Origin of the sequence: Microbacterium galbinum (assembly GCF_023091225.1) — a bacterium.
Lineage (GTDB): Bacteria > Actinomycetota > Actinomycetes > Actinomycetales > Microbacteriaceae > Microbacterium > Microbacterium galbinum.
This window is the reverse complement of record NZ_JAHWXM010000002.1, coordinates 260,419-286,906: the sequence shown is the minus strand read 5'-3', so window position 1 is coordinate 286,906 and position 26,488 is coordinate 260,419. Positions and strand designations below refer to the sequence as shown.

General features: G+C 69.1%; 25 protein-coding genes and 1 tRNA gene. 14 read left to right on the top strand and 12 right to left on the bottom strand.

Annotated elements, in window-relative coordinates; translation table 11 throughout:
• Nucleotides 1-22: 22 nt before the first annotated feature.
• The 7 genes from pstB to KZC52_RS15440 all read right to left on the bottom strand — a co-directional run bounded on the left by pstB (nucleotide 23) and on the right by KZC52_RS15440 (nucleotide 8,126).
• Complete coding sequence (pstB, locus tag KZC52_RS15470; RefSeq protein WP_247625033.1) at nucleotides 23-802, bottom strand: phosphate ABC transporter ATP-binding protein PstB; 780 nt, start codon at nucleotides 800-802, stop codon at nucleotides 23-25.
• 28 nt (nucleotides 803-830) lie between these two features.
• Complete coding sequence (pstA, locus tag KZC52_RS15465; RefSeq protein WP_247625032.1) at nucleotides 831-1,931, bottom strand: phosphate ABC transporter permease PstA; 1,101 nt, start codon at nucleotides 1,929-1,931, stop codon at nucleotides 831-833.
• 1 nt (nucleotide 1,932) lies between these two features.
• Nucleotides 1,933-2,895, bottom strand: a complete 963-nt coding sequence (gene pstC / locus KZC52_RS15460) for a phosphate ABC transporter permease subunit PstC (RefSeq protein ID WP_247625031.1) — start codon at nucleotides 2,893-2,895, stop codon at nucleotides 1,933-1,935.
• Nucleotides 2,896-2,995: 100 nt separating this feature from the next.
• A complete protein-coding gene (locus KZC52_RS15455; RefSeq protein WP_247625030.1) occupies nucleotides 2,996-4,099 on the bottom strand; it encodes a phosphate ABC transporter substrate-binding protein PstS in 1,104 nt (367 codons plus the stop codon).
• 154 nt (nucleotides 4,100-4,253) lie between these two features.
• Entirely contained in the window at nucleotides 4,254-5,228 is a 975-nt protein-coding gene (locus tag KZC52_RS15450) for an NUDIX hydrolase (RefSeq protein ID WP_247625029.1), read from the bottom strand.
• On the bottom strand, nucleotides 5,225-7,390 hold the full coding sequence (locus tag KZC52_RS15445; RefSeq protein WP_247625028.1) for an RNA degradosome polyphosphate kinase: 2,166 nt from the start codon (nucleotides 7,388-7,390) through the stop codon (nucleotides 5,225-5,227). The genes KZC52_RS15450 and KZC52_RS15445 overlap by 4 nt, the downstream gene beginning before the upstream one ends.
• Before the next feature lie 52 nt (nucleotides 7,391-7,442).
• Entirely contained in the window at nucleotides 7,443-8,126 is a 684-nt protein-coding gene (locus KZC52_RS15440; protein WP_247625027.1) for a winged helix-turn-helix transcriptional regulator, read from the bottom strand.
• Nucleotides 8,127-8,199: 73 nt separating this feature from the next.
• On the opposite strand from KZC52_RS15440, the gene KZC52_RS15435 reads away from it, so the two are divergent.
• The 3 genes from KZC52_RS15435 (at nucleotide 8,200) to ygfZ (ending at nucleotide 10,375) form a co-directional block, all read left to right on the top strand.
• A complete protein-coding gene (locus tag KZC52_RS15435; protein ID WP_247625026.1) occupies nucleotides 8,200-8,496 on the top strand; it encodes a hypothetical protein in 297 nt (98 codons plus the stop codon).
• Between the two features lie 153 nt (nucleotides 8,497-8,649).
• Nucleotides 8,650-9,252: a heme-binding beta-barrel domain-containing protein gene (locus KZC52_RS15430; protein WP_247625025.1), complete on the top strand. Its 603-nt coding sequence runs from the start codon at nucleotides 8,650-8,652 to the stop codon at nucleotides 9,250-9,252.
• 1 nt (nucleotide 9,253) lies between these two features.
• A complete protein-coding gene (ygfZ, locus tag KZC52_RS15425) occupies nucleotides 9,254-10,375 on the top strand; it encodes a CAF17-like 4Fe-4S cluster assembly/insertion protein YgfZ (RefSeq protein ID WP_247625024.1) in 1,122 nt (373 codons plus the stop codon).
• Between the two features lie 17 nt (nucleotides 10,376-10,392).
• On the opposite strand, the gene KZC52_RS15420 is transcribed toward ygfZ, so the two are convergent.
• Nucleotides 10,393-11,217, bottom strand: a complete 825-nt coding sequence (locus tag KZC52_RS15420; RefSeq protein WP_247625023.1) for a class I SAM-dependent methyltransferase — start codon at nucleotides 11,215-11,217, stop codon at nucleotides 10,393-10,395.
• A gap of 58 nt (nucleotides 11,218-11,275) precedes the next feature.
• On the opposite strand from KZC52_RS15420, the gene KZC52_RS15415 reads away from it, so the two are divergent.
• On the top strand, nucleotides 11,276-12,025 hold the full coding sequence (locus tag KZC52_RS15415) for a phosphoglyceromutase (RefSeq protein ID WP_247625022.1): 750 nt from the start codon (nucleotides 11,276-11,278) through the stop codon (nucleotides 12,023-12,025).
• 70 nt (nucleotides 12,026-12,095) lie between these two features.
• Here KZC52_RS15415 and phoU read toward each other — a convergent pair whose 3' ends face one another.
• The gene (gene phoU / locus KZC52_RS15410) at nucleotides 12,096-12,794 is read right to left on the bottom strand and encodes a phosphate signaling complex protein PhoU (RefSeq protein WP_247625021.1); all 699 of its coding nucleotides are present in this window, start codon (nucleotides 12,792-12,794) and stop codon (nucleotides 12,096-12,098) included.
• Between the two features lie 221 nt (nucleotides 12,795-13,015).
• Here phoU and KZC52_RS15405 point away from each other — a divergent pair, with 221 nt between their 5' ends.
• Nucleotides 13,016-14,236 carry a sensor histidine kinase gene (locus KZC52_RS15405; protein ID WP_247625020.1) on the top strand — a complete coding sequence of 407 codons (1,221 nt, stop codon included), beginning with the start codon at nucleotides 13,016-13,018 and terminating at the stop codon, nucleotides 14,234-14,236.
• Entirely contained in the window at nucleotides 14,233-14,916 is a 684-nt protein-coding gene (locus tag KZC52_RS15400) for a response regulator (protein WP_247625019.1), read from the top strand. Before KZC52_RS15405 ends, KZC52_RS15400 begins: the two co-directional genes overlap by 4 nt.
• 88 nt (nucleotides 14,917-15,004) lie before the next feature.
• Here the strand turns inward: KZC52_RS15400 and KZC52_RS15395 are convergent, their stop codons facing one another.
• A complete protein-coding gene (locus KZC52_RS15395; RefSeq protein ID WP_247625018.1) occupies nucleotides 15,005-15,478 on the bottom strand; it encodes a DNA modification methylase in 474 nt (157 codons plus the stop codon).
• 134 nt (nucleotides 15,479-15,612) lie between these two features.
• Between KZC52_RS15395 and KZC52_RS15390 the strand changes: the two genes are divergently transcribed.
• From KZC52_RS15390 to KZC52_RS15370, 5 genes are all read left to right on the top strand, one after another.
• Nucleotides 15,613-16,095 (top strand): CarD family transcriptional regulator, encoded by a 483-nt coding sequence (locus KZC52_RS15390; protein WP_247625017.1) that lies wholly within the window; start codon nucleotides 15,613-15,615, stop codon nucleotides 16,093-16,095.
• 76 nt (nucleotides 16,096-16,171) lie between these two features.
• Entirely contained in the window at nucleotides 16,172-17,389 is a 1,218-nt protein-coding gene (gene ispD / locus KZC52_RS15385) for a 2-C-methyl-D-erythritol 4-phosphate cytidylyltransferase (protein WP_247625016.1), read from the top strand.
• 65 nt (nucleotides 17,390-17,454) lie between these two features.
• Nucleotides 17,455-18,864 (top strand): cysteine--tRNA ligase, encoded by a 1,410-nt coding sequence (gene cysS, locus KZC52_RS15380; protein ID WP_247625015.1) that lies wholly within the window; start codon nucleotides 17,455-17,457, stop codon nucleotides 18,862-18,864.
• Nucleotides 18,857-19,861 carry a 23S rRNA (guanosine(2251)-2'-O)-methyltransferase RlmB gene (gene rlmB / locus KZC52_RS15375; RefSeq protein WP_247625014.1) on the top strand — a complete coding sequence of 335 codons (1,005 nt, stop codon included), beginning with the start codon at nucleotides 18,857-18,859 and terminating at the stop codon, nucleotides 19,859-19,861. Before cysS ends, rlmB begins: the two co-directional genes overlap by 8 nt.
• A 31-nt stretch (nucleotides 19,862-19,892) precedes the next feature.
• Nucleotides 19,893-20,534 (top strand): NAD(P)-dependent oxidoreductase, encoded by a 642-nt coding sequence (locus KZC52_RS15370; protein ID WP_247625013.1) that lies wholly within the window; start codon nucleotides 19,893-19,895, stop codon nucleotides 20,532-20,534.
• Between the two features lie 27 nt (nucleotides 20,535-20,561).
• Here the strand turns inward: KZC52_RS15370 and KZC52_RS15365 are convergent, their stop codons facing one another.
• Together KZC52_RS15365 and KZC52_RS15360 are read right to left on the bottom strand one after the other, a co-directional pair.
• On the bottom strand, nucleotides 20,562-21,872 hold the full coding sequence (locus KZC52_RS15365; RefSeq protein WP_247625012.1) for a DUF4032 domain-containing protein: 1,311 nt from the start codon (nucleotides 21,870-21,872) through the stop codon (nucleotides 20,562-20,564).
• An 80-nt stretch (nucleotides 21,873-21,952) separates the two neighbouring features.
• Complete coding sequence (locus KZC52_RS15360; RefSeq protein WP_247625011.1) at nucleotides 21,953-23,056, bottom strand: ABC transporter ATP-binding protein; 1,104 nt, start codon at nucleotides 23,054-23,056, stop codon at nucleotides 21,953-21,955.
• Between the two features lie 237 nt (nucleotides 23,057-23,293).
• Between KZC52_RS15360 and KZC52_RS15355 the strand changes: the two genes are divergently transcribed.
• From KZC52_RS15355 to KZC52_RS15345, 3 genes are all read left to right on the top strand, one after another.
• Nucleotides 23,294-24,241 carry a DsbA family protein gene (locus KZC52_RS15355; protein WP_247625010.1) on the top strand — a complete coding sequence of 316 codons (948 nt, stop codon included), beginning with the start codon at nucleotides 23,294-23,296 and terminating at the stop codon, nucleotides 24,239-24,241.
• Between the two features lie 57 nt (nucleotides 24,242-24,298).
• Nucleotides 24,299-24,371, top strand: a tRNA-Thr gene (locus tag KZC52_RS15350).
• Between the two features lie 45 nt (nucleotides 24,372-24,416).
• Nucleotides 24,417-26,480 (top strand): acyltransferase family protein, encoded by a 2,064-nt coding sequence (locus tag KZC52_RS15345; RefSeq protein WP_247625009.1) that lies wholly within the window; start codon nucleotides 24,417-24,419, stop codon nucleotides 26,478-26,480.
• The last annotated feature ends 8 nt before the right edge of the window (nucleotides 26,481-26,488 follow it).

Below are 26,488 nucleotides of genomic sequence, written 5' to 3'. Positions count from 1 at the left end.
TCAGACGGCCGACGGCGTCAGATCATCCGAAGCGGCCCGAGACGTAGTCCTCGGTGGCCTGCACGGACGGGGTGGTGAAGATCGACGTGGTGTCGTCGTACTCGATCAGCTTGCCGGGCTTGCCGGTGCCGGCGATGTTGAAGAACGCGGTCTTGTCGGAGACGCGCGACGCCTGCTGCATGTTGTGCGTGACGATGACGATCGTGAACTCATTCTTGAGCTCGCCGATCAGCTCCTCGATCGCGTAGGTCGAGATCGGGTCGAGGGCCGAGCACGGCTCGTCCATCAGCAGCACCTCGGGCGAGACCGCGATCGCGCGGGCGATGCAGAGACGCTGCTGCTGTCCGCCCGAGAGGCCGGAACCCGGACGGTCGAGGCGGTCCTTGACCTCGTTCCACAGGTTCGCGCCGGTGAGCGACTTCTCGACGAGGTCGTCCTGGTCGCTCTTCGACATGCGGCTGTTGTTGAGCTTGACGCCCGCGAGCACGTTCTCCTTGATCGACATCGTGGGGAACGGGTTGGGGCGCTGGAAGACCATGCCCACCTGGCGACGCACGAGCACGGGGTCGACGCCGGGGCCGTAGAGGTCCTTGCCGTCGAGGAGCACCTCGCCCTCGACGCGAGCGCCGGGGATGACCTCGTGCATGCGGTTGAGGGTGCGGAGGAACGTGGACTTGCCGCAGCCCGAGGGGCCGATGAACGCGGTGACGCTGCGCGGCTGGATGTCGAGGGAGACGCCCTCCACGGCGAGGAAGTTGCCGTAGTAGACGTTGAGGTCGTTGACTTCGATGCTCTTGGACACGTGTTTCCTGTTCTGAGTGGTCGGGCGCTCAGCGGCCGGAGGTCTTCGGGGCGAACAGCTTCGCGACGAGGCGCGCGAGCAGGTTCAGCACCATGACGATGAGGATGAGGGTGAGAGCAGCGGCCCAGGCCCGGGCGAGCGAAGCGTCCGGGTTGGTGCCCTGATTCATGTACTGGTTGTAGGCGAACACCGGCAGGGTCATCATCTGGCCGTTGAAGATGTTCGTGTTCAGGCTCTGCGTGAACCCGGCGGTGAGCAGCAGGGGAGCCGTCTCGCCGATCACGCGCGAGATCGCGAGCATGACCGAGGTCGTGATGCCGGCGATCGACGTCGGGAGCACGACCTTGAGGATCGTCAGCCACTTCGGCACACCGAGTGCGTACGACGCCTCGCGGAGCTCGTTCGGCACGATCTTGAGCAGCTCCTCGCTGCCTCGCACGACGACCGGGGTCATCAGCACGGCCAGGGCGAGGGCGCCCATGATGCCCATCGAGATGCCCGGCTTGAAGATCAGAGCGAAGACCGCGTAGATGAACAGACCCGCGACGATCGAGGGGATGCCGGTCATGACGTCGACGAAGAACGTGATCGCCTTCGCGATCTTGCCGCGACCGTACTCGACGAGATAGATCGAGGTCATGAGTCCGATCGGCACCGCGATGACCGTCGCCGTGAGGGTGATGAGCAGCGTGCCCCAGATCGCGTGGACGATGCCGCCGCCGTCGCCGATCACGTTGCGCATCGAGTAGCTGAAGAACTCGGCATCGAAGCGCTCGATGCCGTTGGAGACGACCGTCCACAGCAGCGAGATCAGCGGCAGCAGGGCGATGAGGAACGCTGTCGCGACGAGCGCCGTCATGAGGCGGTCGACGGCCTTGCGGCGGCTCTCGACGATCGAGGAGATGACCGTGATGAGCACCATGTAGAGCAGGAGCCCGATGATGACGGTGCCGGCGATGTTGAAGTCCGCGAGGCTGGTGCCGATCGCGGCGACGCCGAAGACGGCGGCGCTGACCGCGAGCGATCCGCCGAGCAGGGCCCACGGGGCCCACCGGGGGAGCTTGCCCGCGGTGAGCGACGCTGCCGGGGCCGAGGCGACGGCGGTCGGGGTGGGGGTGAGGACGGTCATGTCAGTTCGCTCCCGAGAACTCGGCGCGGCGGGCGACGATCCATCGCGCCAACGCGTTGACCGCGAAGGTCACGATGAAGAGGATGAGGCCGGTCGCGATGAGCGTGTTGACTCCGGTGCCGTGCGCTTCGGGGAAGGCCAGGGCGATGTTGGCGGGGATCGGCGTCGGGTTCGTCGCGGTGAGCACGAGGAAGCTGACGACGGCCGAGGGCGACAGCACCATGGTCACGGCCATGGTCTCGCCGAGTGCGCGGCCGAGGGCGAGCATCGCCGCCGAGACCATACCGCCGCGGGCGAACGGCAGAACGGCCATCCGCACCATCTCCCAGCGGGTGGAGCCGAGCGCGAGCGCCGCCTCCTCGTGGAGCTTCGGCGTCTGCAGGAAGACCTCGCGGCAGATGGCGGTCATGATCGGGATGCACATCACGGCGAGCACGAGGGATGCCGTGAGGATCGTCTTTCCCGTCGATGACACCTGGCCGCCGAAGAACGGCACCCAGGAGGCGTGGGTGTTGAGCCAGGCGTAGATCGGCTGGAGGAGGGGGGCGAGCACGAGGCCGCCCCAGAGACCGAAGACGACGGAGGGGACCGCGGCGAGCAGGTCGATCACGTAGCCGAGGAAGGCGGCGAGGCGACGGTGCGCGTAGTGCGAGATGAAGAGCGCGATGCCGATGGAGATCGGTGCGGCGATGAGCAGCGCGATGAACGAGGCCCAGAGCGTTCCGAAGACGAGGGGCCAGACGTACACCCAGAAGGATTCGCCCTTGAGGATGTGGTTGCCGGTGGTGTCGAGCTGGAACGCCGGGATGCTCTGGATGATGAGGAAGGCGGCGACCAGCGCGAGGACGACGAGGATGATGATCCCCGCTCCGAGAGCGGTACCGGAAAACACCCGGTCGCCGAGACGCTGCTTGGCCTTGATCGGTGCGTGCGGCGCTGCGGGCGCCTGCGCGGTCGTGCTCATGGTCTCCCTGTTTCGGGGCGGGGTGGAACGGGGGCTGACCGGGCGGAGCCCCCGCGTCCGATCGGGACGCGGGGGCACCGCCATCAGTCGATCGGCTGGATCAGCCGACCTGGATCAGGTCGATCGCGGCCTGGACCTGCTCGCGCAGCGAGTCCGAGATCGGGGCGCTGCCGGCGTTGTCCGCGGCGGCTTCCTGGCCCTCGGCGCTGGCGATGTAGGTGAGGTACTCCTTGACGAGCTCGGCGACGTTGGTGTCCTCGTACTGCTCGCACGCGATCAGGTAGCTGACCAGGGCGATCGGGTAGGAACCCTCGGCAGCGGATGCCGGGTCGACGTCGAAGACGAGGTCTCCGGCGCCACGTCCCTCGACGAGGGGCGAGCCCTCGACGAGCGCGGCAGCGGCCTCGGCCGAGTAGGCGACGAAGTCGCCGCCCACGCCGACGTGCACCTGGCCGAGGTCGCCGACCTGCGAGGCGTCGGCGAAGCCGATCGCGCCGTTGCCCGCGGTGATGGCCTGGACGACACCCGAGGTGCCCTGAGCGGCCTCGCCACCCTCGATCGGCCAGACATCGGCCGGCTCGTAGGTCCAGACGTCACCGGCGGTCGCCGAGAGGTACTTGGTGAAGGTCTCCTGCGTGCCCGAGGGGTCGGAGCGGTGGACCGGCGAGATCGCCAGGTCGGGCAGCTCGACGCCGTCGTTCAGCGCGGCGATCTCGGGAGCGTTCCAGTTGGTGATCGTGCCGGCGAAGATGCCCGCGATCGTGGCGGCGTCGAGGTTGAGCGTGTCGATGCCCTCGATGTTGAACGCGACGGCGACCGGCGAGATGTAGAGCGGGACCTCGACGATGTCGTCGGTCACGCAGGCGCCGAAGCCGCCGGCGGCGATCTCCTCGTCGTTGAACGCACGGTCGGAGCCGATGAAGTTGCTGCCGCCCTCGAGGAAGTTCTCGCGGCCGGTGCCGGAGCCGGTGGGCTCGTAGTTGACGGTGACGTCGGGGTTCGCGGTCTGGAACGCGGCGACCCACGCCTCCTGCGCAGCGGTCTGCGACGACGCGCCGGTGGCGTCGATGGTGCCCGAGAGCGTGGAGTCGGAGGGGGCTTCGGACGAGCCGCCGGTGCCGCCTTCGTTCGCGGCGCAACCGGCCAGGGCGAGAGCAGCGACGGCGCCGATGGCGCCGATGCGAGCGATTCGGGAGATCTTCACTGTGGATCCGTTCGATCGTGGGAGGGGTTGAGGCCCGGTGCAGGGCACACAGTGACGCTAAGCGCGGCGGTTAACGAGACTCTCCCGCGCGGGTGAACGGAAGGTGAACGGCTGTCGACTCTCTGGGGTGCAAGCCCCGGAATTCCGGGCCGCGTCAGACCTTCGGAATGTGCGTCTCGATCGAGATGATGCCGGATCCGGGGTTCGTGGCCGAGAGGTGAACCACGGAGAACGCCGCCGGCTCGAGGTCGGCCGCGCTGCTGAGGTAGGAGCCCTGGATCGTCGCGGTCGCGAGCGCGATCTCGGACAGGAGGCCGGGCAGAACGGGCCCGTGGCTGCAGAGCACGGCGGGCTTGCCGGAGCGTACGCGCCGCCCGACCACCGAGCGCAGATCGGAGGTTCCGTCCTCCCAGGCGTCCTGGCTGATGAGCTCGGTGCGCACGGCCTTGCGATCGAGCGCCTTGGCGAGCGGCTTCACGGTCTCGACGCATCGGACGGCGTCGCTCGTCACGATCTTCCGCACGCCGAAGGCGCGCAGGGGGCCGACGATCGACTTCGCCTGTCGGCGCCCGCGATCGGCGAGCGGGCGCTCGGCATCCGTACCGTCCCATTCGGAACGCGACAACGCCTTGGCGTGCCGCAGCACGATCAGTGGGAACGTACGCAGCGCGCCGTCCTCGACCAGACGGGCGAAGAAATCGAGGATCTCGTGGTCGACCGGGTAGCTGAGGCGCTCCCTGGCCTTCTTCACGCTGGCCCACTCGATCGCCGCGATCTCCCGGTTGGGCACGAACGTCGACGCGCGGATCGCGTCGTCGGTGGCCTCGGCGGCCCAGTAGTGCACGACCTTCTGCTTCATCGACGCGAGGTTGTAGCGGCTCACGCCCACCGGAACGCCCAGGGAGACGCGGATGCCGGTCTCCTCCTGCACCTCGCGCACGGCGGTCTCGGCGAGCATCTCGCCGGGATCGACCTTGCCCTTGGGCAGGGTGACGTCACGGTATTTGGTGCGGTGGATCAGCAGGATGCGCAGCTTGCCGTCGACGATGCGCCAGACGACGGCACCGGCCGCGTAGACGGCCTTGTCCGTCCACTTCGACCGCTCTGCGAAGGTCTGTCCGACCGTCATCGAACCGCCCGCGCACGCCGGCGTCGCTGAATCTGACCCATGGTCTTATCCTGCAGGTCGATCAGCGGCTTGCCGTCGGCATCCGCGGCGTGGCGCTCCCACACGCCGGCCGCGCCGAGGTGCCAGGAACTCGTCCCCGGATCCATCGCGAGGTCGAAGAAGGCCAGGAGCTCCTTCAGATGCGCGGGTTCGGTGACGCGGACGAGCGCCTCGACGCGTCGGTCGAGGTTGCGGTGCATCATGTCGGCGCTGCCGATGTAGATCTGCGAATCGCCGCCGTTCTCGAAGGCGAAGATGCGCGAGTGCTCGAGATAGCGGCCCAGGATGCTGCGCACCGTGATGTTGTCGCTGATGCCGGCGAGGTCCGTGCGGAGGCTGCAGATGCCGCGCACCCACACGTCGACCTTCACTCCGGCCACGCTGGCACGGTAGAGCGCGTCGATGATCTCCTCGTCGACCATCGAGTTGACCTTGATGCGGATGTGCGCGGGCTTGCCCGCGACGGCGTTGGCGCGCTCGTTGTCGATCTGGCGCACGAGTCCCTTGCGCAGGTGCAGGGGCGCGACGAGCAGACGCTTGAACTTCTTCTCGATCGCATAGCCGCTCAGCTCGTTGAAGAGGCGGGTGAGGTCTTTTCCGACCTGTGCGTCCGCGGTGAACAGCCCGAAGTCCTCGTAGATGCGGCTGGTCTTCGGGTTGTAGTTTCCGGTGCCGACGTGCGAGTAGTGCTGGAGCTTGCCGTCTTCCTCGCGGATCACGAGGGCGAGCTTGCAGTGCGTCTTGAGCCCGACCAGGCCGTACACGACGTGCACGCCGGCCTTCTCGAGTTTGCGCGCCCAGACGATGTTGTTCGCCTCGTCGAACCGTGCCTTGACCTCGACCAGGGCGAGCACCTGCTTGCCCGCTTCGGCGGCGTCGATCAGCGCCTGCACGACGGGGCTGTCTCCCGAGGTGCGGTACAGGGTCTGCTTGATGGCGAGCACATGCGGATCACGGGCAGCCTGTTCGAGGAACGCCTGCACGCTCGTGGTGAACGACTCGTACGGGTGGTGCACGAGCACGTCGGACTTGCGGATGGCCTTGAACATGTCGGCACGCGTGCTGCTGTCGCCGGGCTGGAACGCGACCGCCGTGGTCGGAACGTGCGGCGGGTACCGCAGATCGGGGCGCTCGATGCGCGAGAGGCCGAAGAGTCCGCGCAGGTCGAGCGGCCCGGGGAGACGGTAGACCTCCTGGTCGGTGATGTCGAGTTCCTTCACCAGCAGCTCGAGGGTCACGTCGTCCATGTCGTCGGTGATCTCGAGGCGGATCGGCGGTCCGAACCGGCGGCGCAGCAGCTCGGCCTCGAGCGCCTGGATGAGGTTCTCGCTCTCGTCCTCCTCGATCTCGACGTCTTCGTTGCGGGTGAGGCGGAAGGCGTGGTGGTCGAGCACCTCCATACCGGGAAAGAGGTCTCCGAGGTGGTTGGCGATGAGCTCTTCGAGGCGCAGGTAGCGCGAGATCTCGCTGTTGCCCGGTACCTCCACGAACCGAGGCAGCATCGGCGGCACCTTGAGGCGCGCGAACTCCTGGCGACCCGTGCGTGCGTTGCGGATGCGGATCGCGAGGTTGAGCGACAGCCCCGAGATGTAGGGGAACGGATGCGCCGGATCGACCGCGAGGGGCATGAGCACCGGGAACACCTGGGCCTGGAAGTAGTCGGTCAGGCCCGCGCGCTCGTCGTCGGTCAGCTCGTCCCACTCCGTGATCTCGACACCGGCGTCGGCGAGGGCCGGGCGCACGAGCGACGTCCAGGCATCCGCGTGCCGCAGCTGCAGCGCATGCGCCTCGCGCGAGATGTCGGCGAGGGCGTCGGAGGGGGAGCGGCCAATGTTGGTCGGCACGGCGAGGCCGGTGATGATGCGCCGTTTGAGGCCGGCGACGCGCACCATGAAGAACTCGTCGAGGTTGCTGGCGAAGATGGCCAGGAAGTTCGCCCGCTCGAGTTCGGGGAGCGAGGGATCCTCGGCCAGCTCGAGCACGCGCTGGTTGAACGCGAGCCAACTCAGCTCGCGATCGAGGTACCGGTGATCCGGGAGGAGCGAGTCGGGGGCCTCGACGGCATCGAAGTCGTCGTCTTCGGCGTCGCCGAGACCTGCGTCGGCGAGAGCGGGATCCATCATGGGGTACATCTAAGCACCGAGAGGTGACACGCGCGTGAACGGATGCCCTCGGTTACCGCGAGCCCACCAGGGTGTCGTCCTCGTACACGTTGAAGCGGTAGCCGACGTTGCGGACCGTTCCGATGATCTGATCGGCGTCGCCGAGCTTGGCCCGCAGGCGCCGCACGTGCACGTCGACCGTGCGCGTGCCGCCGAAGTAGTCGTAGCCCCAGACCTCGCTGAGCAGCTGCTCGCGCGTGAACACCCGCGAGGGGTGCGTGGCGAGGAAGTGCAGGAGCTGGAACTCCTTGTAGGTGAGGTCGAGCGGCTTGCCGTGCAGCTTGGCGGAGTACGACTGCTCGTCGATCGTGACGCCGGATGCCTGCACACGCGTCGGAGCCGCGGCGTCGTCGCGGCGCGCGATCGCGAGCCGCAGGCGGGCGTCGGTCTCGGCGGGGCCGGCGGTCGAGAGCAGCACGTCGTCGATGCCCCAGTCGCCGGAGACGGCGCTCATGCCGCCTTCGGTGACGATGAGCAGCAGCGGCGCCTCCTGGCCGGTCGCGCGGAGCAGACGGCACAGCGACTTGGCGCCCGCGAGGTCGGTGCGGGCATCGACGATCACGATGTCGTACTCGGGGGCGCTCACCAGCCGCGCGGGCTCTGCGGGGATCTGGCGGACGGTGTGGCTGAGCAGCTCCAGCGCGGGCAGGACCGACTCCTCGGCAGGAGCATTCGTCAAGACCAGGATCTGGGGCACGCGTACTCCTCACCGGCGCGCGGGTCAACGCCGTGCGGCAATAATACCGGGGTCGATGAGTGACAATGGACGCATGACGCAACCCGCACTCGCTCCGCGCAGTCCGCTCGCCGGCGTGGTCGCCGTCTGGGCGGTCGCTCTGGTGGGCGCCGTGGCGATCGGCATCCTGGTCGGCGAGGAGTGGCGCATCCCGTGGATGCTGGTGGCCTTCGGCGGCGCCGTGCTCCTCTCTTTCGCCGTGCAGCTCTGGTACGGCCGCACCGAGGGATTCATCTTCCGGGTGGCGGGGAGCGTGATCGGTGCGCTGCTGCTCATGGGCGTGATCTCGGTCGGATTCGGGCTCGCCGCCCTCGCGACCGCCTCCGCCTGACAGTCGCGCTCACGCGCGGTAGGGTGGGAGCCATGGATCTCATGGCGCTCGAACTCTTCTTCATCGGCCTGCTGGGTCTGGCGAGCCTCGCGATCGTCTTCGTCTCGGCGGTCGTGCTGCGCAACCTCTTCCGCGGCCAGCGCTGAGCCGATCGTGCTCGAGCTTCCCACCGACCTCCCGGCCGACCTCGCCCCGCTCTCGTGGCTGATCGGCGTCTGGGAGGGAACAGGTGTCATCGACTACCCCGTCGGAGATGAGCGGCTGCAGGGCGAGTTCACGCATCGCGTGAGCTTCAGCCATGATGGCGGCCCGTTCCTGAACTACTCGGCCACCGCCACCTTCCTCACGGAGGAGGGCTCCCCGGCCTCCGCCCTGCTGGCCGAGACCGGTTTCTGGCGTCTCGCGCGCCCGGCGACGGACGCGGATGCCGGTCCGGCACTGCTGCCCCCGACCGCGGACGCCGTGGCCCGCACGGTCGACGACGTCGAGGAGCTGCGCGCCGAGAGCGGCGGCTTCCCGATCGAGGTGTCACTCGCCCACGCCGACGGTGCGCTCGAGCTGTACCTGGGTGAGATCAACGGCCCGCGCATCGATATCGCCACGGATGCCGTGGTGCGCAGTTCCGGAGCCAAGGTGCACACCGCCTCCTCGCGGATGTACGGCCTGGTCGACGGCCACCTGCTGTGGGCCTGGGACATCGCGGCCCTCGGCACCCCGTTGCGCTCGCACGCCTCCGCGCGACTGGCCAAGGTCTGACGTGGGCGCATTCGCCGAGATCGACGGCGCCGTCTCCGACGGAGACGTGATCGCGCACTTCGGCGACGCGTTCCGCGAGCAGCGCCGCCTCGCCGAGGGCGCTGCCTTCGTCCCGCTCGGCGATCGGGTCGTGATCGAGGTCGCGGGGCCCGAGCGGCTGAGCTGGCTCGACTCCATCACCTCGCAGGCGCTCGGCCGTCTCGCTCCGGGTGAGAGCACCGAGTTGCTGATCCTCGACCCGCAGGGTCGGGTCGAGCACGCGGCCGGAGTCCTCGACGACGGCGCATCGACCTGGTTGCTGGCGGATGCCGGTGACGCCGAAGCGCTCGCCGGATGGCTGACCCGCATGAAGTTCCGCGCGCAGGCCTCCGTCGGCATCCGTCCGGATCTCGTTCCGATCGGATTCCTCGACGGCGGAGCGATCGCGCCGGTGGTGGCCACGGCGGCGGCCGCACCGAGCGGTGCGCCCCTGATCTGGGCCGATCCGTGGCAGCACGTGTCCGCGGGCGGACACCAGTACGCCGAGGTCGCAGCGCACCCCGCCGCCGACTACGCGTGGCGGGTCGCGCTGCTGACGACCGAGGCCGCGGATGCTCTCGCGGTGTCTGCCGATCGCGACGCGCTGGCCGGGCTCCTCGCAGCAGAGGCGCTGCGTGTCGCCGCCTGGCGTCCGCGCTGGGCGACCGAGGTCGATGAGCGCTCCCTGCCGCACGAGTCCGATTGGATCCGCAGCGCCGTGCACCTGAACAAGGGCTGCTACCGCGGGCAGGAGACGGTCGCCAAGGTGCACAACCTCGGGCACCCGCCGCGGCGTCTGGCCGCGCTGCAGCTCGACGGCAGCGATGCGGTGCTGCCGGAGGCCCGGGCATCCGTCTTCGCGGGCGACGAGGAGGTCGGGCACCTGACCTCCGTGGCCCGGCACTTCGAGGACGGGCCGATCGCGCTCGCGATCCTCAGCCGCCGCGCACCGGTCGGCGACCTCGTCGTGCGAGCCGACGGCCTCGAGATCGCGGCTTCGCAGCAGGTCATCGTTCCGGCGGATGCCGGTGCGACGGCCGACATCCCGCGCCTCACCCGTCTGTCCCGTCGCCCGTCGGCACCGGACCCGCGCGCGCAGGTCTAGACCGACCGCGCTCCCGTTCAGTTCGCGGGCGCGACCGCCGACCACGGCAGCGTGAGCTCGCCCAGTCGCCACCGCGTCCGACCGCCGAGCACGGGCCACCCCTGTGCGCGCAGCGCGCCCGCGGCGGCGAGGAAGCGCTGGGTCGCCCCGAACGTCGACAGTCCGGCGGCCCGATCCCACTCGCGGTCGAGGTCGGTCAGGAGGGCGTGAATGCGTTCGCCGGGGACGTTGCGGTGGATCAGAGCTTTGGGGAGACGCTCCGCGACGATGCTCGGACGGTCGAGATCGGCGAGCCGGAGCGAGAGGGTGAAGCGCAGCGGAGCAGCGTCCGGGGCGACGTCGATCCAGCTCGCGATGCGCCCGATCTCATCGCACGTGCCCTCGAACAACAGCCCACCGGGCGCCAGGCGCGAGGTCATGCGCGCCCAGGCATCCGGCACGTCCTGCTCGTCGTACTGGCGGAGCACGTTCATCGACCGGATGACCGCCGCGCGGCGTCCGTCGGGAAGCGGCACCTCGAACCCGCCGCGGCCGAACGAGACGGGAAGGTCTGCGGCGAACGGCGTGCGGCCCGCGCGCACCTCCGCGAGCTGCATCTCGGCGCTCGCGACGCGCGCGGGATCGATCTCGAGCCCGCGCACCTCGACGTCGGGCCGCACACGCACGAGGCGGGTCGCGAGCTCGAACGCGGTCACGCCGCTCGCCCCGTACCCGAGGTCGACGACGAGGGGATCGGACGCTCGACGGAGAGCGTCGCTGGCGGCGATCCAGCGGTCGTTGCGCCGCAGCCGGTTGGTCCCGGTGGTGCCGCGCGTGGGCCTGCCGAGGGGAGATGACGCCATGTCTCCATCCTCCCAGCATCCTGTTCGGTCGCACCGTCCGGGCGGATAAACTGACGACATGACTGCGAAGCGCACCCTCATCCTGCTCCGTCACGGCCGGAGCGAGTGGAACGAACTGAACCTCTTCACCGGCTGGGTGGACGTCCGCCTGAACGAGCAGGGGCAGAAGGAGGCACGCCGCGGCGGAGAGCTGCTCGCCGAATCCGGCATCCTGCCCGACGTGCTGCACACCTCGCTGCTGAGCCGCGCGATCCAGACCGCGAACATCGCCCTCGACGCCGCCGACCGGCTGTGGATCCCGGTGACGCGCTCGTGGCGCCTCAACGAGCGTCACTACGGTGCTCTGCAGGGCAAGGACAAGGCGCAGACGCTCGAGGAGTTCGGCCCCGAGCAGTTCCAGCTGTGGCGTCGCTCGTTCGACGTGCCGCCGCCCGTGCTCGACGACGACAGCGAATTCAGCCAGGTGCACGACGTCCGCTATGCGGGCATCGACGGCGAGGTGCCGCGCACCGAGTCGCTCAAGCTCGTCATCGATCGACTCCTCCCGTACTGGGAGAGCGCGATCGTCCCCGACCTCGAGGCCGGCAAGACCGTGCTCGTCACGGCGCACGGCAACTCGCTGCGCGGCCTCGTGAAGCACCTCGAGGGCATCAGCGACGAAGACATCGCCGAGCTGAACATCCCCACCGGCATCCCGCTCGTCTACGAACTCGACGAGAACAACGTGCCCACCGGTCCCGGCCGCTACCTCGACCCCGAGGCCGCCGCCGCCGGTGCCGCTGCGGTCGCCGCGCAGGGCAAGAAGTAACCTCCACGCACGACACGACGAAGCCCCCGGTGCTCAGGCGCGGGGGGCTTCGTCGTGGGGATGCTGCGGGTCAGGCGTGACCGAGCTCCTGCTGCTGCTCGACGGCGAGGGCGATGTCGTCTTCGGCGACGGCCCAGTCTCCGGTCGACAGGTAGACGTACTTCTTCGCGACGGCCACGGCGTGGTCGGCGAAGCGCTCGTGGTAGCGGCTGGCGAGCGTGGCGTCGACGGTAGCCGTGGCCTCGCCCTTCCAGTTGTCGCTGAGGACCTTCTCGAAGACGGTGGCGTGCAGTTCGTCGACGTCGTCGTCCGCATTGCGGATCGCGTCGGCGAAACGGAGGTCCTGGGTGCGCAGCAGCTCGGAGAGCGTCCGCGAGATCTCGACGTCGAGCTCGCCCATCTTCACGAAGGTGCCCTTGAGGCCCTTCGGGATGGCGCGCTCCGGGAAGCGGAGGCGTGCGAGCTGGGCGATGTGCTCGGACATGTCGCCCATGCGCTCGAGCGACGCGCTGACGCGCAGCGCCGTGACGACGATGCGCAGGTCGCGGGCGACCGGCTGCTGGCGGGCGAGGATCTCGATGGCCTGCTCGTCGAGGGCGACGGCGAGCTCGTCGATCTTGGCGTCGTCGGCGATGACCTCTTCGGCCAAAGCGACGTCGCTCGTCGCGAACGCACGTGTCGCCTTGTCGATCGAGACCGTGACGAGGTCGGCGATCTCCACGAGGCGGGACTGCAGGTCCTCGAGGGACTGGTGGAAGACTTCGCGCATGGTGGGGCGCAACCTTTCATGTGAATCTCGACTGGTGTCAGCGCGAGACGGCGGGGTCGTCCGCACGGGAGGAGCAGGACCGCGCTCCCGCACAGGCCCGAAGCGATTGTCTGCTCCGAAGGTTAACGAACGGTGCCCAGCACGTGAATAGTACTTCTCTCGTTGCCGCTGTGGCCCGGAAACCCGCCGGAGAGAGGGTGAACGCACTCTACGCTGGAGACATGACCGAGACGCAGATCGCCTTGATCGCCCTGGCCGTCGGCCTGGCGATCGGTATCGGCCTCTCGCTCCTTCTCGCCTGGGCGTACCGTGCGCGGGCCCGTGTCGCGGAGGAGACCTCGAGCGCCGTTCCCGAGGGGATCGTCGACGTTCTCGCGAGCATGGACGATGCGGCCTGCGTGGTCGACACGTCGGGCCTCGTGCTCGCCGCATCGGTCGCCGCCTCGCGGTTCGGGATCGACGTGGGCTCGACCCTCGACAACCCGGAACTGCGTCTGCTCGTGCGCGGCGTGCGCGCCGACGGCGGCACCGCGACGGAGTCGATGCGCATCACCCGCGGGGGGCTGAGCCTCGACCCGCGTCTCGTCTCGGCGCGGGCGAGCGTGCTCGGACCGCGTCTGACCCTGCTGATCATCCGGGATGTCACGGAGCAGGAACGCCTCGACCAGATGCGGCGCGATTTCGTCGCGAACACCAGCCATGAGCTCAAGACCCCGGTCGGTGCGGTGACTCTGCTCGCGGAGGCGATCGAGTCGGCCGCCGACGACCCGGCCCAGGTGCGCATCTTCGCGACGCGCATCTCGGCGGAGGCGGGCCGTCTCGCGCAGCTGACCGGTCGCATCATGAGCCTCTCCCGGCTCCAGGCCGACGACGGCCTGGGCGACGTCACCCCCGTCGCGATCGACGAGGTCATCGCGAAGTCCATCGAGGCGCACGTCGTGCAGGCCGACGCCGCGGGAGTCGAGATCACGCGCGGCGGCGACCGCGGGATCTGGGTGCGCGGTGACGCGCAGATCCTCGTCGAAGCCGTCGGGAACCTCATCGTGAACGCGATCGTGTACTCCCCGAGCGGATCCCGCGTCGGGGTCGGCGTGCGCGCCGAGGACGGCGTCGTGGAGATCGCGGTGTCGGACCAGGGCATCGGCATCGCCGAGACCGATCGTGAGCGCATCTTCGAGCGTTTCTACCGCGCGGACGAGGCGCGCTCGCGCCGCACCGGCGGCACCGGCCTCGGCCTGTCGATCGTCAAGCACGCCACGCAGCGGCACGGCGGCGAGGTGCGCCTGTGGTCGCGCCCGGGCCGCGGCTCGACGTTCACGATGCGGCTTCCCCTGATCGACGCACCGCCGAACGCGGATGCCGGCAAGAAGAGCAAGAAGAAGCGCGAACGGAAGGCCGCCAAGGCCGGCGCCGTTCGCGTACGGAAAGGTGACCGCGCATGACCCGCATCCTCCTCGTCGAAGACGAACCCGATCTCGCCGATCCGCTGGCGTACCTGTTGCGTCGGGAGGGGTACGAGGTCGAGATCGCCGAGGACGGCCCGACGGCGCTCACGGCGTTCCGCGAGCGCGGTGCCGACATCGTTCTGCTCGACCTGATGCTGCCGGGCATGCCGGGCACCGAGGTGTGCCGCCAGATCCGCTCGTCGTCGGCGGTGCCGATCATCATGCTCACGGCGAAGGACTCCGAGGTCGACATCGTGGTGGGGCTCGAGCTCGGAGCCGACGACTACATCACGAAGCCGTACTCCTCGCGCGAGCTGCTCGCCCGTATGCGGGCGGTGCTGCGCCGGGTGGTGCAGGCCGACAGCGAGCTCGACGAGCGCGTGCTCGACGGCGGGCGCGTGTCGCTCGACATCGACCGGCACACGGTGTCGGTGGCGGGGCAGCTGATCAACATGCCGCTGAAGGAGTTCGAACTGCTGGAGGTGCTGATGCGCAACGCGGGTCGCGTGCTCACCCGAGGACAGCTCATCGACCGGGTCTGGGGCAGCGACTACTTCGGCGACACGAAGACCCTCGACGTGCACATCAAGCGCATCCGCTCGCGCATCGAGGTCAACCCCAGCGAGCCTGTCATGCTTGTCACCGTGCGGGGTCTCGGCTACCGCTTCGAGGCCTGAGCCACCGCGTCACGAGCGCACCGGACGGTCTCCGGACAGCGAGAAGGCCGGCTCCCGAGGGAGCCGGCCTTCTCTGCGTGCGTCTGGATCAGTTCTCTTCGGGAACCAGATCCGCGTAGTAGGGGAGGCCGCCGTCGAGCACCGGGATGGCCGTCTTCACGCCGGTGGAGTCACCGGACTGGAAGTGGATCTCGACCGTGGAGCCCGGCTTCGAGTCGAGGCCGACGATGCGCAGCGGCTCGGCGTCGGCGCCCAGGCTGATGCTGTCACCCGCGGGAACGGTGATGGTGAAGGCGTCGTTGCCGGTGAAGGCGATCGTGATGGTCGCGCGCTCGTCGGTCGGGTTCACGAAGGCGCCGATGAGGTTGCCCACCGTGCCGTCCTCGTTGGCGACGATGAACACGTTGCGCGCGTCGATCGGGCCCTCGGCGTCGGAGACGTTCACGCCGTCCGAGGCGGAATACTCGATCTTCGTCGCCTGGGGCGAGATGAACGTGCATCCGGTCGCGCCGAGAAGAACGACGGCGCTGAGGGCAGCAGACGCAACAAGGCGCGATTTCACGGGTCCTCCTGGGGTACGACGGGATATCCGCAACCATTCTACGGGTACGCGGGCCGCGCCTCGGGACGAGGGGGCGCAAACCTTAGCGCATAACCCCTGTGGTATCCTTGAGGTTGCCGAAAGGATACGTTTTTATGCTTTTTGAGGTTGGCGAGACCGTCGTCTATCCGCACCATGGCGCTGCGACCATCATCGAGGTCAAGGAGCGCATCATCAAGGGTGAGGCGAAGAAGTACCTGAAGCTCAATGTGACGCAGGGCGACCTGATCATCGAGGTTCCTGCCGAGAACGTCGACCTGGTCGGTGTCCGCGACGTGATCGGCAAGGAGGGCCTCGACCACGTGTTCGAGGTTCTGCGTGCTCCGTTCACCGAGGAGCCCACCAACTGGTCGCGCCGCTACAAGGCGAACCTCGAGAAGCTCGCCTCCGGCGATGTGATCAAGGTGAGCGAGGTCGTGCGCGACCTGTGGCGCCGTGACCAAGACCGCGGTCTGTCCGCCGGAGAGAAGCGGATGCTGGCGAAGGCTCGTCAGATCCTCATCTCCGAGCTGGCGCTCGCGGAGAAGACCGACGAGGACAAGGCGGGCGCGATGCTCGACGAGGTCCTCGCGTCCTGATCCGAGTTTCCCGAAGGGGGCGGATGCTTCGGCATCCGCCCCCTTCGTCGTTCCCCGCAGGCGGTAGCGTGAAGAGGTGACTCTGCTTCCCGTGCCGCACGTCGCGGTCATCGTCGTCGCCGCCGGATCCGGTACCCGCCTGGCGGCGGGCGCGCCGAAAGCCCTCGTCGGCATCGACGGGCGTTCGATCCTGCGCCACGCCCTCGACGGCGTGTTTGCCGCCGCCCCCGCACAGGTGATCGTCGTCGCGCCCGCGGGCTTCGAAGGCGATGCCGAGACCGAGGTGCGCGAGGCCGCCGGGGATCGCGTCGACCTCGCACGGGTCGTCGTGGGAGGAGACACGCGCCAGGAGTCCGTCGCGGCGGGGATCGCGGCGCTTTGGGGTGATGTGCGCACCGTGCTGGTGCACGACGCCGCTCGTGCGCTGACCCCGCCCGCGCAGATCGACGCCGTCGCCGCCGCTGTCGCCGAGGGCACCGGCATCATCCCCGCGCTCCCGGTGGTCGATACCCTCAAGCGGGTCGACGGCGACAGCATCGTCGCCCCGGTCGATCGTTCCGAGCTCGCCGCGGCGCAGACCCCCCAGGGCTTCCCGCGCACCGCGCTCGAGGCGGCGTACGACGCCGCCGCCGCTGCGGGGATCGAGTACACCGACGATGCCGCGCTGTTCGCCGCCGCCGGATACGCCGTCCGACACATCCCCGGCGATGCCCGCGCCTTCAAGATCACGACGCCGGACGACCTCGACCGAGCGCGCCGGCTGCTCGCCGAGGCGCCCGCGCTGCCCCTGCACGTGCCGGCGTCCGCTCCGAACCTGCCGCGCGTCGGCCTCGGCACCGACGTCCACGCCTTCGGCGGAGAGGGCGACCTGTGGTTGGCCGGACTGCGGTGGCCCGGCGAGCCGGCGCTCTCGGGGCACTCCGACGGCGACGCGGTCGCGCACGCCATCGTCGACGCACTGCTCGGTGCTGCCGGCCTGGGCGACATCGGTGAGCACTTCGGCACCGCGCATCCCGAGTACGCGGGCGCGCACGCCGCGGTCTTCCTGGCGCGCACCCGCGAACTGCTCGGCGAGGCGGGCTTCGTGATCGGCAACGTCTCGGCGCAGTTCCAGGGCAACCGTCCCCGGTTCAGCGCGCGCCGTGCCGAGGCCGAGCGGGCGCTCTCGGATGCGCTCGGCGGTGCTCCCGTCTCGGTGACCGCGACGACCACCGATGCGCTCGGCTTCCCGGGGCGTGGGGAGGGCATCGCCGTGACCGCGGTCGCACTCGTCTTCCCGGCCTCGGCGCCCTGAACCACCGACCGCGGCCTGCGCGTCACTCTCGGGGCGCGCGGGGGCGGGCCGAGTAGGCTTGAGCGGTGACTCTCCGCCTCTACGACACCCGTGCGCAGGACCTGCGCGACTTCGTGCCGCTCGACCCCGGAAACGTCACGATGTACGTGTGCGGTCCGACCGTGCAGTCCGGTCCGCACATCGGGCACGTCCGCGCGGCGCTCAGCTTCGATCTGCTGCGCCGGTGGCTCGAGAAGCGGCACGGACGGGTCACCTTCGTGCGCAACGTGACCGACATCGACGACAAGGTGCTCGCGAACGCCACCGACGCGGAGCCCTGGTGGGCCCTCGCCTATCGGATCGAGCAGGAGTTCGCTGCAGCCTACGCCTGCATCGGCATCCTGCCCCCGACGTACGAACCGCGCGCGACGGCATCCGTCCCGCAGATGCAGGAGCTCATCGCGCTGCTCATCGATCGCGGCCACGCGTACCCCGCCGCCGACGGCTCGGGCGACGTGTACTTCGACGTGCGCTCGTGGGCCGAGTACGGTGCGCTGACGCACCAGTCGATCGACGCGATGGAGGCGGCGGAGGACGCCGACCCCCGTGGAAAGCGCAATCCCCAGGACTTCGCCCTCTGGAAGGGCTCGAAGAGCGAGGAGCCCGCGGATGCTCGATGGGTGTCTCCGTGGGGTGAAGGCCGACCCGGCTGGCACATCGAATGCTCCGCGATGGCGAAGCGCTATCTCGGACCGGAGTTCGACATCCACGGCGGGGGCCTCGACCTGCGCTTCCCGCACCACGAGAACGAGTTGGCGCAGTCGACGGCCGCGGGCGATGCGTTCGCGCGGTACTGGGTGCACAACGGCCTGGTCACCGTGAACGGGCAGAAGATGTCGAAGTCGCTCGGAAACTTCACGCTGGCCGCCGATGTGCTCGCCGCCCGCGATCCGCTCGTCGTGCGCTACGCGCTCGCGGCGGCGCACTACCGCTCGAGCCTCGACCTGTCGGAGTCGTCGTGGACGGAGGCCGAGGCCGCGATCGGACGCATCCGCACCTTCCTCGAACGGGGCGAGCGGCTCGCGAAGCCGGGCTGGGGCCAGGCGAAGGAGGGACTCCCGCAGGAGTTCGTCGAGGCCATGGACGACGACCTCTCGGTGCCCCGGGCGCTCGCCGCGATCCACACGAGCATCCGCTCCGGAAATGCGCTCCTCGACGCGGGCAAGTACGATGAGGCGAGGCAGGACGTGATGGACGTCATTCAGATGACGCTCGTCCTGGGGATCAATCCGCACTCTTCGCAGTGGAACGGCACCGGCGGGGGAGCCGAGGCCGCCGCACTGGACGCACTCGTCCAGACGATGATCACCCAGCGCGCACAGGCGCGTGCCGACAAGGACTGGGCGGCAGCCGATCGCATCCGTGACGCGATCGCAGCCGCAGGAATCACGCTGGAGGATACTCCGGCCGGAACTCATTGGAGTATCGATGGCTAAGCCACAGCGCCCCGGCGCGAACAAGGGCAACAAGAAGGGCCCCACCAAGGGCACCGGCGGTCTCGGGCGCAAGGCGCTCGAAGGACGCGGACCCACGCCGAAGGCCGAGGACCGCGCCTGGCACCCCGCCGGCAAGCGCAAGGCCGCGGCCGAGCGCTACGCCGCGTCCGGCGGCAAGGGCAAGCCGGGCCAGCGCCAGACCGCCGGGGGCAACCCGAACCGTTCGGCGCGCTCCAAGGACAACACGACGGAGACCGAGGTCGTCACCGGCCGCAACTCGGTGCTCGAGGCGCTGCGCGCGAAGATCCCGGCGACGGCGTTCTACATCGCGCAGCGGGTCGAGATGGACGACCGCGTGAAGGAGATGCTCTCGATCGCGACGCACCGCGGCATCCCGGTGCTCGAGGTCACGCGCCAGGAGCTCGACCGCATGGCCGGATTCGACGGCGTGCATCAGGGCGTCGCCATCAAGGTGCCGCCCTACGAGTACGCGCACCCGCAGGATCTGCTCGAGAAGGCGATCGATAAGGGGCAGGTCCCGCTGTTCGTCGCTCTCGACGGCATCACCGACTCCCGCAACCTCGGCGCGATCATCCGCTCGGCGGCCGCGTTCGGCAGCCACGGCGTGATCCTGCCGCAGCGCCGTTCGGCGGGGGTGAACTCCGCCGCCTGGAAGACGAGCGCCGGGGCCGCCGCGCGTCTGCCCGTCGCGCTCGCGACGAACCTGACCACGCAGCTCAAGGAGTTCAAGAAGCAGGGTGTGTTCATCCTCGGCCTCGCCGGTGACGGCGACGTCGATCTGCCCGCACTCCAGCTCGCCGATCGCGCGGTCGTCATCGTCGCCGGAGCCGAGGGCAAGGGTCTCTCGCGCCTCGTCCGCGAGACCTGCGATCAGATCGTCTCGATCCCGATCTCCACGGCCACCGAGTCGCTGAACGTCGGCATCGCCACCTCCGTCGCCCTGTACCAGGTCGCGACGATCCGCTCCACGAAGTAGTTCGCCGCAGCATCCGAAGGGAAGAGCCCGCATGAGTCGCATCGTCGTCCTCGGAGGGACCGGCTACGCCGGTCGTCACATCGCCGCAGAGGCGGTGAGCCGCGGTCACGAGGTCGTCGCGGTGTCGCGCTCGGTGCCGACGGATGCCGTGGAGGGCGTCGCGTACATCCAGGGCTCCGTCCTGGACCTCGCTCCTCTCGCCGGCGCCTTCGCGGGGGCGGATGCGGTGGTCTCCGCGCTCTCCCCGCGCGGCGACATGGAGGACCGCGTGCTCGACGCGCTCGAGGGCGTGGCCCGACAGCTCAGCGGCACCGGCACGCGCCTGGGCGTGGTCGGAGGAGCGGGCGGCAGCCTGGTCGCCCCGGGCGGCCCGCGACTGTTCGACCAGGACTTCCCCGAGGAGTACAAGCACGAGGCGCAGGTGGGAATCGACTCGCTCGCGTTCCTCGAGAGCACGGATGCCTCGCTCGACTGGTTCTTCGTGCACCCCGCGGAGGTCTTCGGGCCCTGGGCCGAGGGGGAGCGCACCGGCCATTACCGTGACGGCGGAGACGTGCTCGTGCGCGACGCCGACGGCAAGTCCTACATCTCGGGCGCGGATTTCGCCGTCGCGGTCGTCGACGAGATCGAGCAGGGCAACCACCACCGCGAGCGGTTCACCGTCGGCTACTGACCGCGAACGGGCATCGCGCCCCGAGGATCAGACGAGATCGCGCCAGTCGATGTCGCCGTCCTCGTCTTCGTCGGTGGTGCGCGTGGCGCCGGTGATGACGGGAAGGCTCATCGTCTCGGTGGGAGGCCCCATGATCGTGGCCTCGTCGCGACGGTGGCGGAGCACCTCGTTGATGTAACTCGTCAGCACCTCGGCGAGCGGAACTGGGCGTCCCTGCGCCTGCGACAGGTACCACCGGTGCTCGAGCACCTGGTGGAACACCTCCGCCGGTTCGAGCTTCGCGCGCAGGTCGTAGGGGATCGCGCGCACGACGGGCTCGAAGACGCGCGTCAGCCACTCGTGCGCGTACATCTCCTCATCGGACCACTGCTTGGTGGAACGCGCGCGGAACTCGTCGAGGTCGTTGAGCAGGCGACGTGCCTGATTCTCCTCGACGTCGAGGCCGGTGAGGCGGATGAGTCGCCGCTGGTGGTGGCCGGCATCGACGACCTTCGGCTGGATCTCGACGACCGCGCCGTCGGCCGTGGTCGTCATCGACATCTCGTCGATGTCGAAACCGAGGGCGTTCAGCCGCTCGACGCGCTCGGTGATGCGCCAGGTCTCGGATGCCGAGAAGGAGTCCTGTGCGGTCAGCTCGGCCCAGAGCGACCGGTACGACGAGACGATGCCGTCGGCGATCGCGACCGCGTCCACACCGTTCTCGAGGCGCCCGCCGGCGGCCAGGTCCATGATCTCGCCGGCGATGTTCGTGCGGGCGAGATCGAGATCGTAGGCGCGCTGCCCGTCGGTCAGCCCCTCCTCGTGCAGTTCGCCGGTCTCGGCGTCGACGAGGTACGCCGCGAACGCGCCCGCATCGCGGCGGAACAACGTGTTCGACAGCGATACGTCGCCCCAGTAGAAGCCGACGTTGTGCAGGCGCACCAGCAGGAGGGCGAGGGCGTCGACGAGTCGAGTGGCGGTGTCGGGGCGCAGCACGCGGGTGAACAGCGCGCGGTACGGCATCGAGAAGCGCAGGTGCGAGGTCACCAGGGCGGCCGGGAGCGCTTCGCCGTCGGCATCCGTTCGCCCGGCGATGACGGCGACCCGGTCGACGCAGGGCACGTCGAGGCGGGCGAGGTTGCCGAGCATCTCGTATTCGCGCCGCGCCATCTCCTCGGTGGTCTCCTTCACCGCGACGACCCGTCCCGACAGATCGGCGAAGCGCACGAGGTGCCGCGACAGACCCTTCGGGAGCGAGACGATGTGCTCGGAGGGCCAGCGGGCGAGCGTCGTCGACCAGGGGAGGCCGAGGAGGCCGGGGTCGACGGTGCTGGCGGTGATGCGCAGCGAATCCTGCATGGCGCTCCTGGGAAGTCGGGGTGGACGCAGACGCGGCGCGGGCGACCGAAGTCGACCCGCGCCGCGAGTGGTGTGTGCGATCAGGCCGAGACGACCGGAGCCGTGTTCAGGCGGCTTCCCGACTCGAGGTCGAACGCGTGGACGTGCCCCGGGTTGGCGGCCAGGGTGACCGTCTCGCCGGCGTTCGGGTGGCTGCGACCGTCGACGCGCGCGACGAGGTCGGTGCGCTTGCCGTTGATGTCGGTGTGGCCGTAGAGGTAACCGTCGGCGCCGAGCTCCTCGACGAGGTCGACGACGACCGAGAGGCCCTTGCCGTCGGCCGGTCCGACCGTGATGTCCTCGGGACGCACGCCGACCGTGACCTGCGTGCCGTTCGCGCCGGCGACCGCGTCACGCTCGAGCGGGACGACCTCGGTGCCGAAGCGCACGCCGCCCTCGGCGAGGTCCGCCGTGAACAGGTTCATGGCGGGGGAGCCGATGAAGCCGGCGACGAACACGTTGTTCGGCTTCTCGTACAGGTCGCGCGGCGTGCCGACCTGCTGCAGGAGGCCGTCCTTGAGCACCGCGATGCGGTCACCCATGGTGAGGGCCTCGGTCTGGTCGTGGGTGACGTAGACCGTGGTGACGCCGAGGCGGCGCTGCAGCGACGCGATCTGCGTACGCGTCTGGACGCGCAGCTTGGCGTCGAGGTTCGACAGCGGCTCGTCCATGAGGAAGACCTGGGGCTGACGCACGATCGCGCGACCCATGGCGACACGCTGACGCTGACCACCCGAGAGGGCCTTCGGCTTGCGGGTCAGGTACTCCTCGAGGTCGAGCAGCTTGGCGGCCTCGAGCACGCGGGTGGCGCGCTCTTCCTTGCCGACGCCGGCGATCTTGAGCGCGAAGCCCATGTTCTCGGCGACCGTCATGTGCGGGTACAGCGCGTAGTTCTGGAAGACCATCGCGATGTCGCGGTCCTTCGGCGGGACGTCGGTGACGTCGCGGTCGCCGATGAGGATGCGGCCCGCGTTGACCTCTTCGAGGCCGGCGAGCATGCGGAGCGACGTGGACTTACCGCAACCGGAGGGTCCGACGAGGACGAGGAACTCGCCGTCGGCGACCTGGAGGTCGAGCTTGTCGACGGCCGGACGGGTGCCGCCCGGGTAGAGGCGGGTGGCCTCGTCGAAAGTCACAGATGCCATTGTGTTTCTCCTTCACCGGCAGGTACGTGCCGGACGATCCGTAGTGATGGATGCGGCGGTTCGACCCGCCGTGACCCCTCATTGGGTCGCCCTCAGTATGACATGGACCGCGGCATCTGGGTATTTCTCAGGTGCGATGGTTAACATCGAATCCGGCCGTGCAACGCGGCGATCGTCGCCTATCCGATATCCGATGATCGGGGCCACCCTGCCCCCGTGAGACTTTCAAGAGGAACGATGTCGAGCGACGAAACGCCGAACGTCCCCACCCCTCGCAACTCCCGCGAGGCTGTGCGGGAGAAGGCACAGCGAGTGCATGCAGCGCAGTCCCGTGCGCGCATCATGCGACGGATCATCATCGGGACGCTCGCGGTGGTCGCCGTCGGCGCGATCGGTACCGCCGTGACTCTCGCGGTGTCGGCTCAGGTCTCGAAGCCCCAGCTCTCGCCGACCGGCATGCACGGTGACGGCGTCGTCGTCTCCGAGCTCTCCGCATCTGCGGCATCCGATGCCGGTACGGCTACGCCCACCCCCGACTCCTCCGAGGCCGAGGCCCCCGCCGAGCCGACGGCCGAGCCCACGACGGCCCAGAAGGTCGACATCCACATCTACGTGGACTACCTGTCGGATGACGCCGGCGAGTTCGAGCGCGCCAACGCCCGCCAGCTCACCAACTGGATCAGCGAGGGTGCGGTCACCGTGACCTACCACCCGGTCGCCCTGCTCACCGCGAGCTCCAACGGCACCAAGTACTCGCTGCGCGCCGCCGCTGCGGCCGCCTGCGTCGCGACGCACTCGCCCGACCAGTTCTACGCCTTCAACCACGATCTGCTCGACGACCAGCCCGAGGTGAACACCGACGGGCTGTCCGACAGCGAACTCGCGGATCTCGCGGGGGCCGTCGGCGTCGACAACACCAAGACGGTGCGCAACTGCATCCAGGACGGCGACTACCTGACGTGGGCCAAGGAGGCGACGACCCGTGCACTCGAGGGTCCGCTGCCCGGTTCCGACGACCTCGTGCTCGCGTCGACCCCGATGATCGTCGCCAACGGCGAGGCATACGTCGGCGCGCTCGACGACCCGGCCGAGTTCTCGCAGTTCGTGCTCACGGTCGCCAGCGACGCGTACTACCAGGCCACCGCGACGCCCACGCCGACACCGACCGAGACTCCGGCCGAGTAAGTCGGAAGCCCGAGAGGTCGGGAGACCTCCGCCACCATCGCTAAGCTGGTGGCACCCGCCGACTTGGCGCAATTGGTAGCGCACCGTACTTGTAATACGGGGGTTACGGGTTCGAGTCCCGTAGTCGGCTCTCAGATCTGAACATTTCTCCGTCCCCTTCACGAGACCACGACTGATGACGCAGCCGCAGTACCGGACCCGTGCCTCCCGACGGCAGAGCATCCGCGCCGACATCCAGGGCCTGCGTGCCGTGGCTGTTCTCCTCGTGCTGCTTTTCCATCTCTGGCCGAACCGGGTCACCGGGGGATACGTCGGTGTCGATGTCTTCTTCGTGATCAGCGGGTTCCTCATCACGGGGCATCTGGTGCGGGACTTCCAGAAGAACGGTCGGATCAGTCTGGCCCGTTTCTGGTCGCGGCGCGCCATCCGTCTTCTCCCGGCCAGCCTGGTCGTCATCGCCGCCTCGCTCGTCGCCGTGCTCGTGCTGGTGCCGGCGAGTCAGATCGTGCAGTTCGTCACCGAGGGAGCGGCGAGCGCGGCGTACGTCGTCAACTGGGTGCTCGCCGCCTTCAGCGTCGACTACCTCGCGGCCGACAACCTTCCGTCGCCCTTCCAGCACTTCTGGACGCTCTCGGTCGAGGAGCAGTTCTACATCCTCGTGCCGCTGCTGCTGGTCATCGCCGCGGCGATCACGCGCAGCCACTCACTGCGCACCTTCCGGATCGTGCTCGGGAGCGCAGCGCTCCTGTCGCTCGGCTACGGGATCTGGCTCACCGCGACCACCCCGGCCGTCGCGTACTTCTCGACCTTCACGCGGGCGTGGGAGTTCCTCGCGGGAGCTCTCCTCGCGCTCGTGCCGATCGCCCTTTCGCGAGGGGCATCGGCCGTGGTCGGCATCCTCGGAGTGGCGGGCATCATCGCCTCGGCCTTCCTGCTCGACTCAGCGGATGCGTTCCCCGGCTGGATCGCCCTGCTCCCCGTGCTCTCGACGGTCGCCGTGATCGCGGCCGGTCCGGCCTCATGGGTCGACCGCGCATCCCGGTTCCGCCCGGTGCTGTGGCTGGGGAACATCTCGTACTCGCTGTACCTCTGGCATTGGCCGCTCATCGTGCTCGTCCCGTATGCGACCGGTCGGCCGCTCAGCACGGTCGACAAGATCCTCATCGGCACCGCAGCGGTCGCGCTCGCGTGGCTGTCGTACCGCTTCGTCGAGTCGCCGGTGCGGTTCAACCCTCGGCTCGACCGCGCACGCCGGCCCGGATTCGTGTTCGTCGCGATGGCCGCGTCGATCGCCCTCATCGGGGGAGTGAGCTTCGGAGCCGGTGCATACACGAACGTGAAGATCGAGGCCGCGAACGAGGCCGCACAGGCGATGCTCGCCGACGGTGCGAACAGCGAGTGCTTCGGCGCCGGTGCCGTCGACCCGACCCGCGACTGCCCACCGGATCCGCTCGGGGACGCACTCATCCCCGACCCCGCGGCGCCGAATACCGATACCAATCGCGTCGAGTGCTGGACGGGAGTCGACAGCGCCGCCGTGAACGTCTGCAGCCTGGGGCCGGAGTCCGGGTACACCCGCACGCTGTTCGCCGTCGGCGACTCGCACAACAGCACGCTGATCGACACGTACGAGACCATCGCCGAGGAGATGAACTGGCGGATCGATCTCACCGGTCACAACGGGTGCTATTGGACCGCACGGGAGCAGGACGATCCCAACCTCGGTCACCGTGAGAACTGCACGGCGTGGAAGGCGAACATCACCGACTGGCTCGATGAGCGTCCGGCGTACGACGGTATCTTCACCATGCACGCCTCGTCGCGGTGGCAGGCCATCCCGGTCGACGGTGAGACTCAGAACGAGGCCACGGCGAACGGCATGAGCGAGGTGTGGGCGACGCAGGCCGCCCGCGGAGCGAAGATCCTCGCGATCCGCGACAATCCCGTGCAGCGCGACGACGTCAAGGCCTGCATCGACATGAACCGCGACGATCCGAACTCCTGCGCGTTGCCGCGTGATCAGGCGCTCGCCTCGTACGACGGGTCGGAGGATGCCGTCGCGGCCACGCCCGGCGCCACCCTCATCGACTTCACGTCCATCCTCTGCAACGAATCCGTCTGCCCGGTGGTCATCGGTAATGCGGTCGTGTACAGGGATCGGGACCACATGACCGGGGAGTTCGCGCAGACCCTGGCGCCGTACATCGCGGATGCCGCGAAGAAGGCGCTCGGGGACTGAGCCGGGCC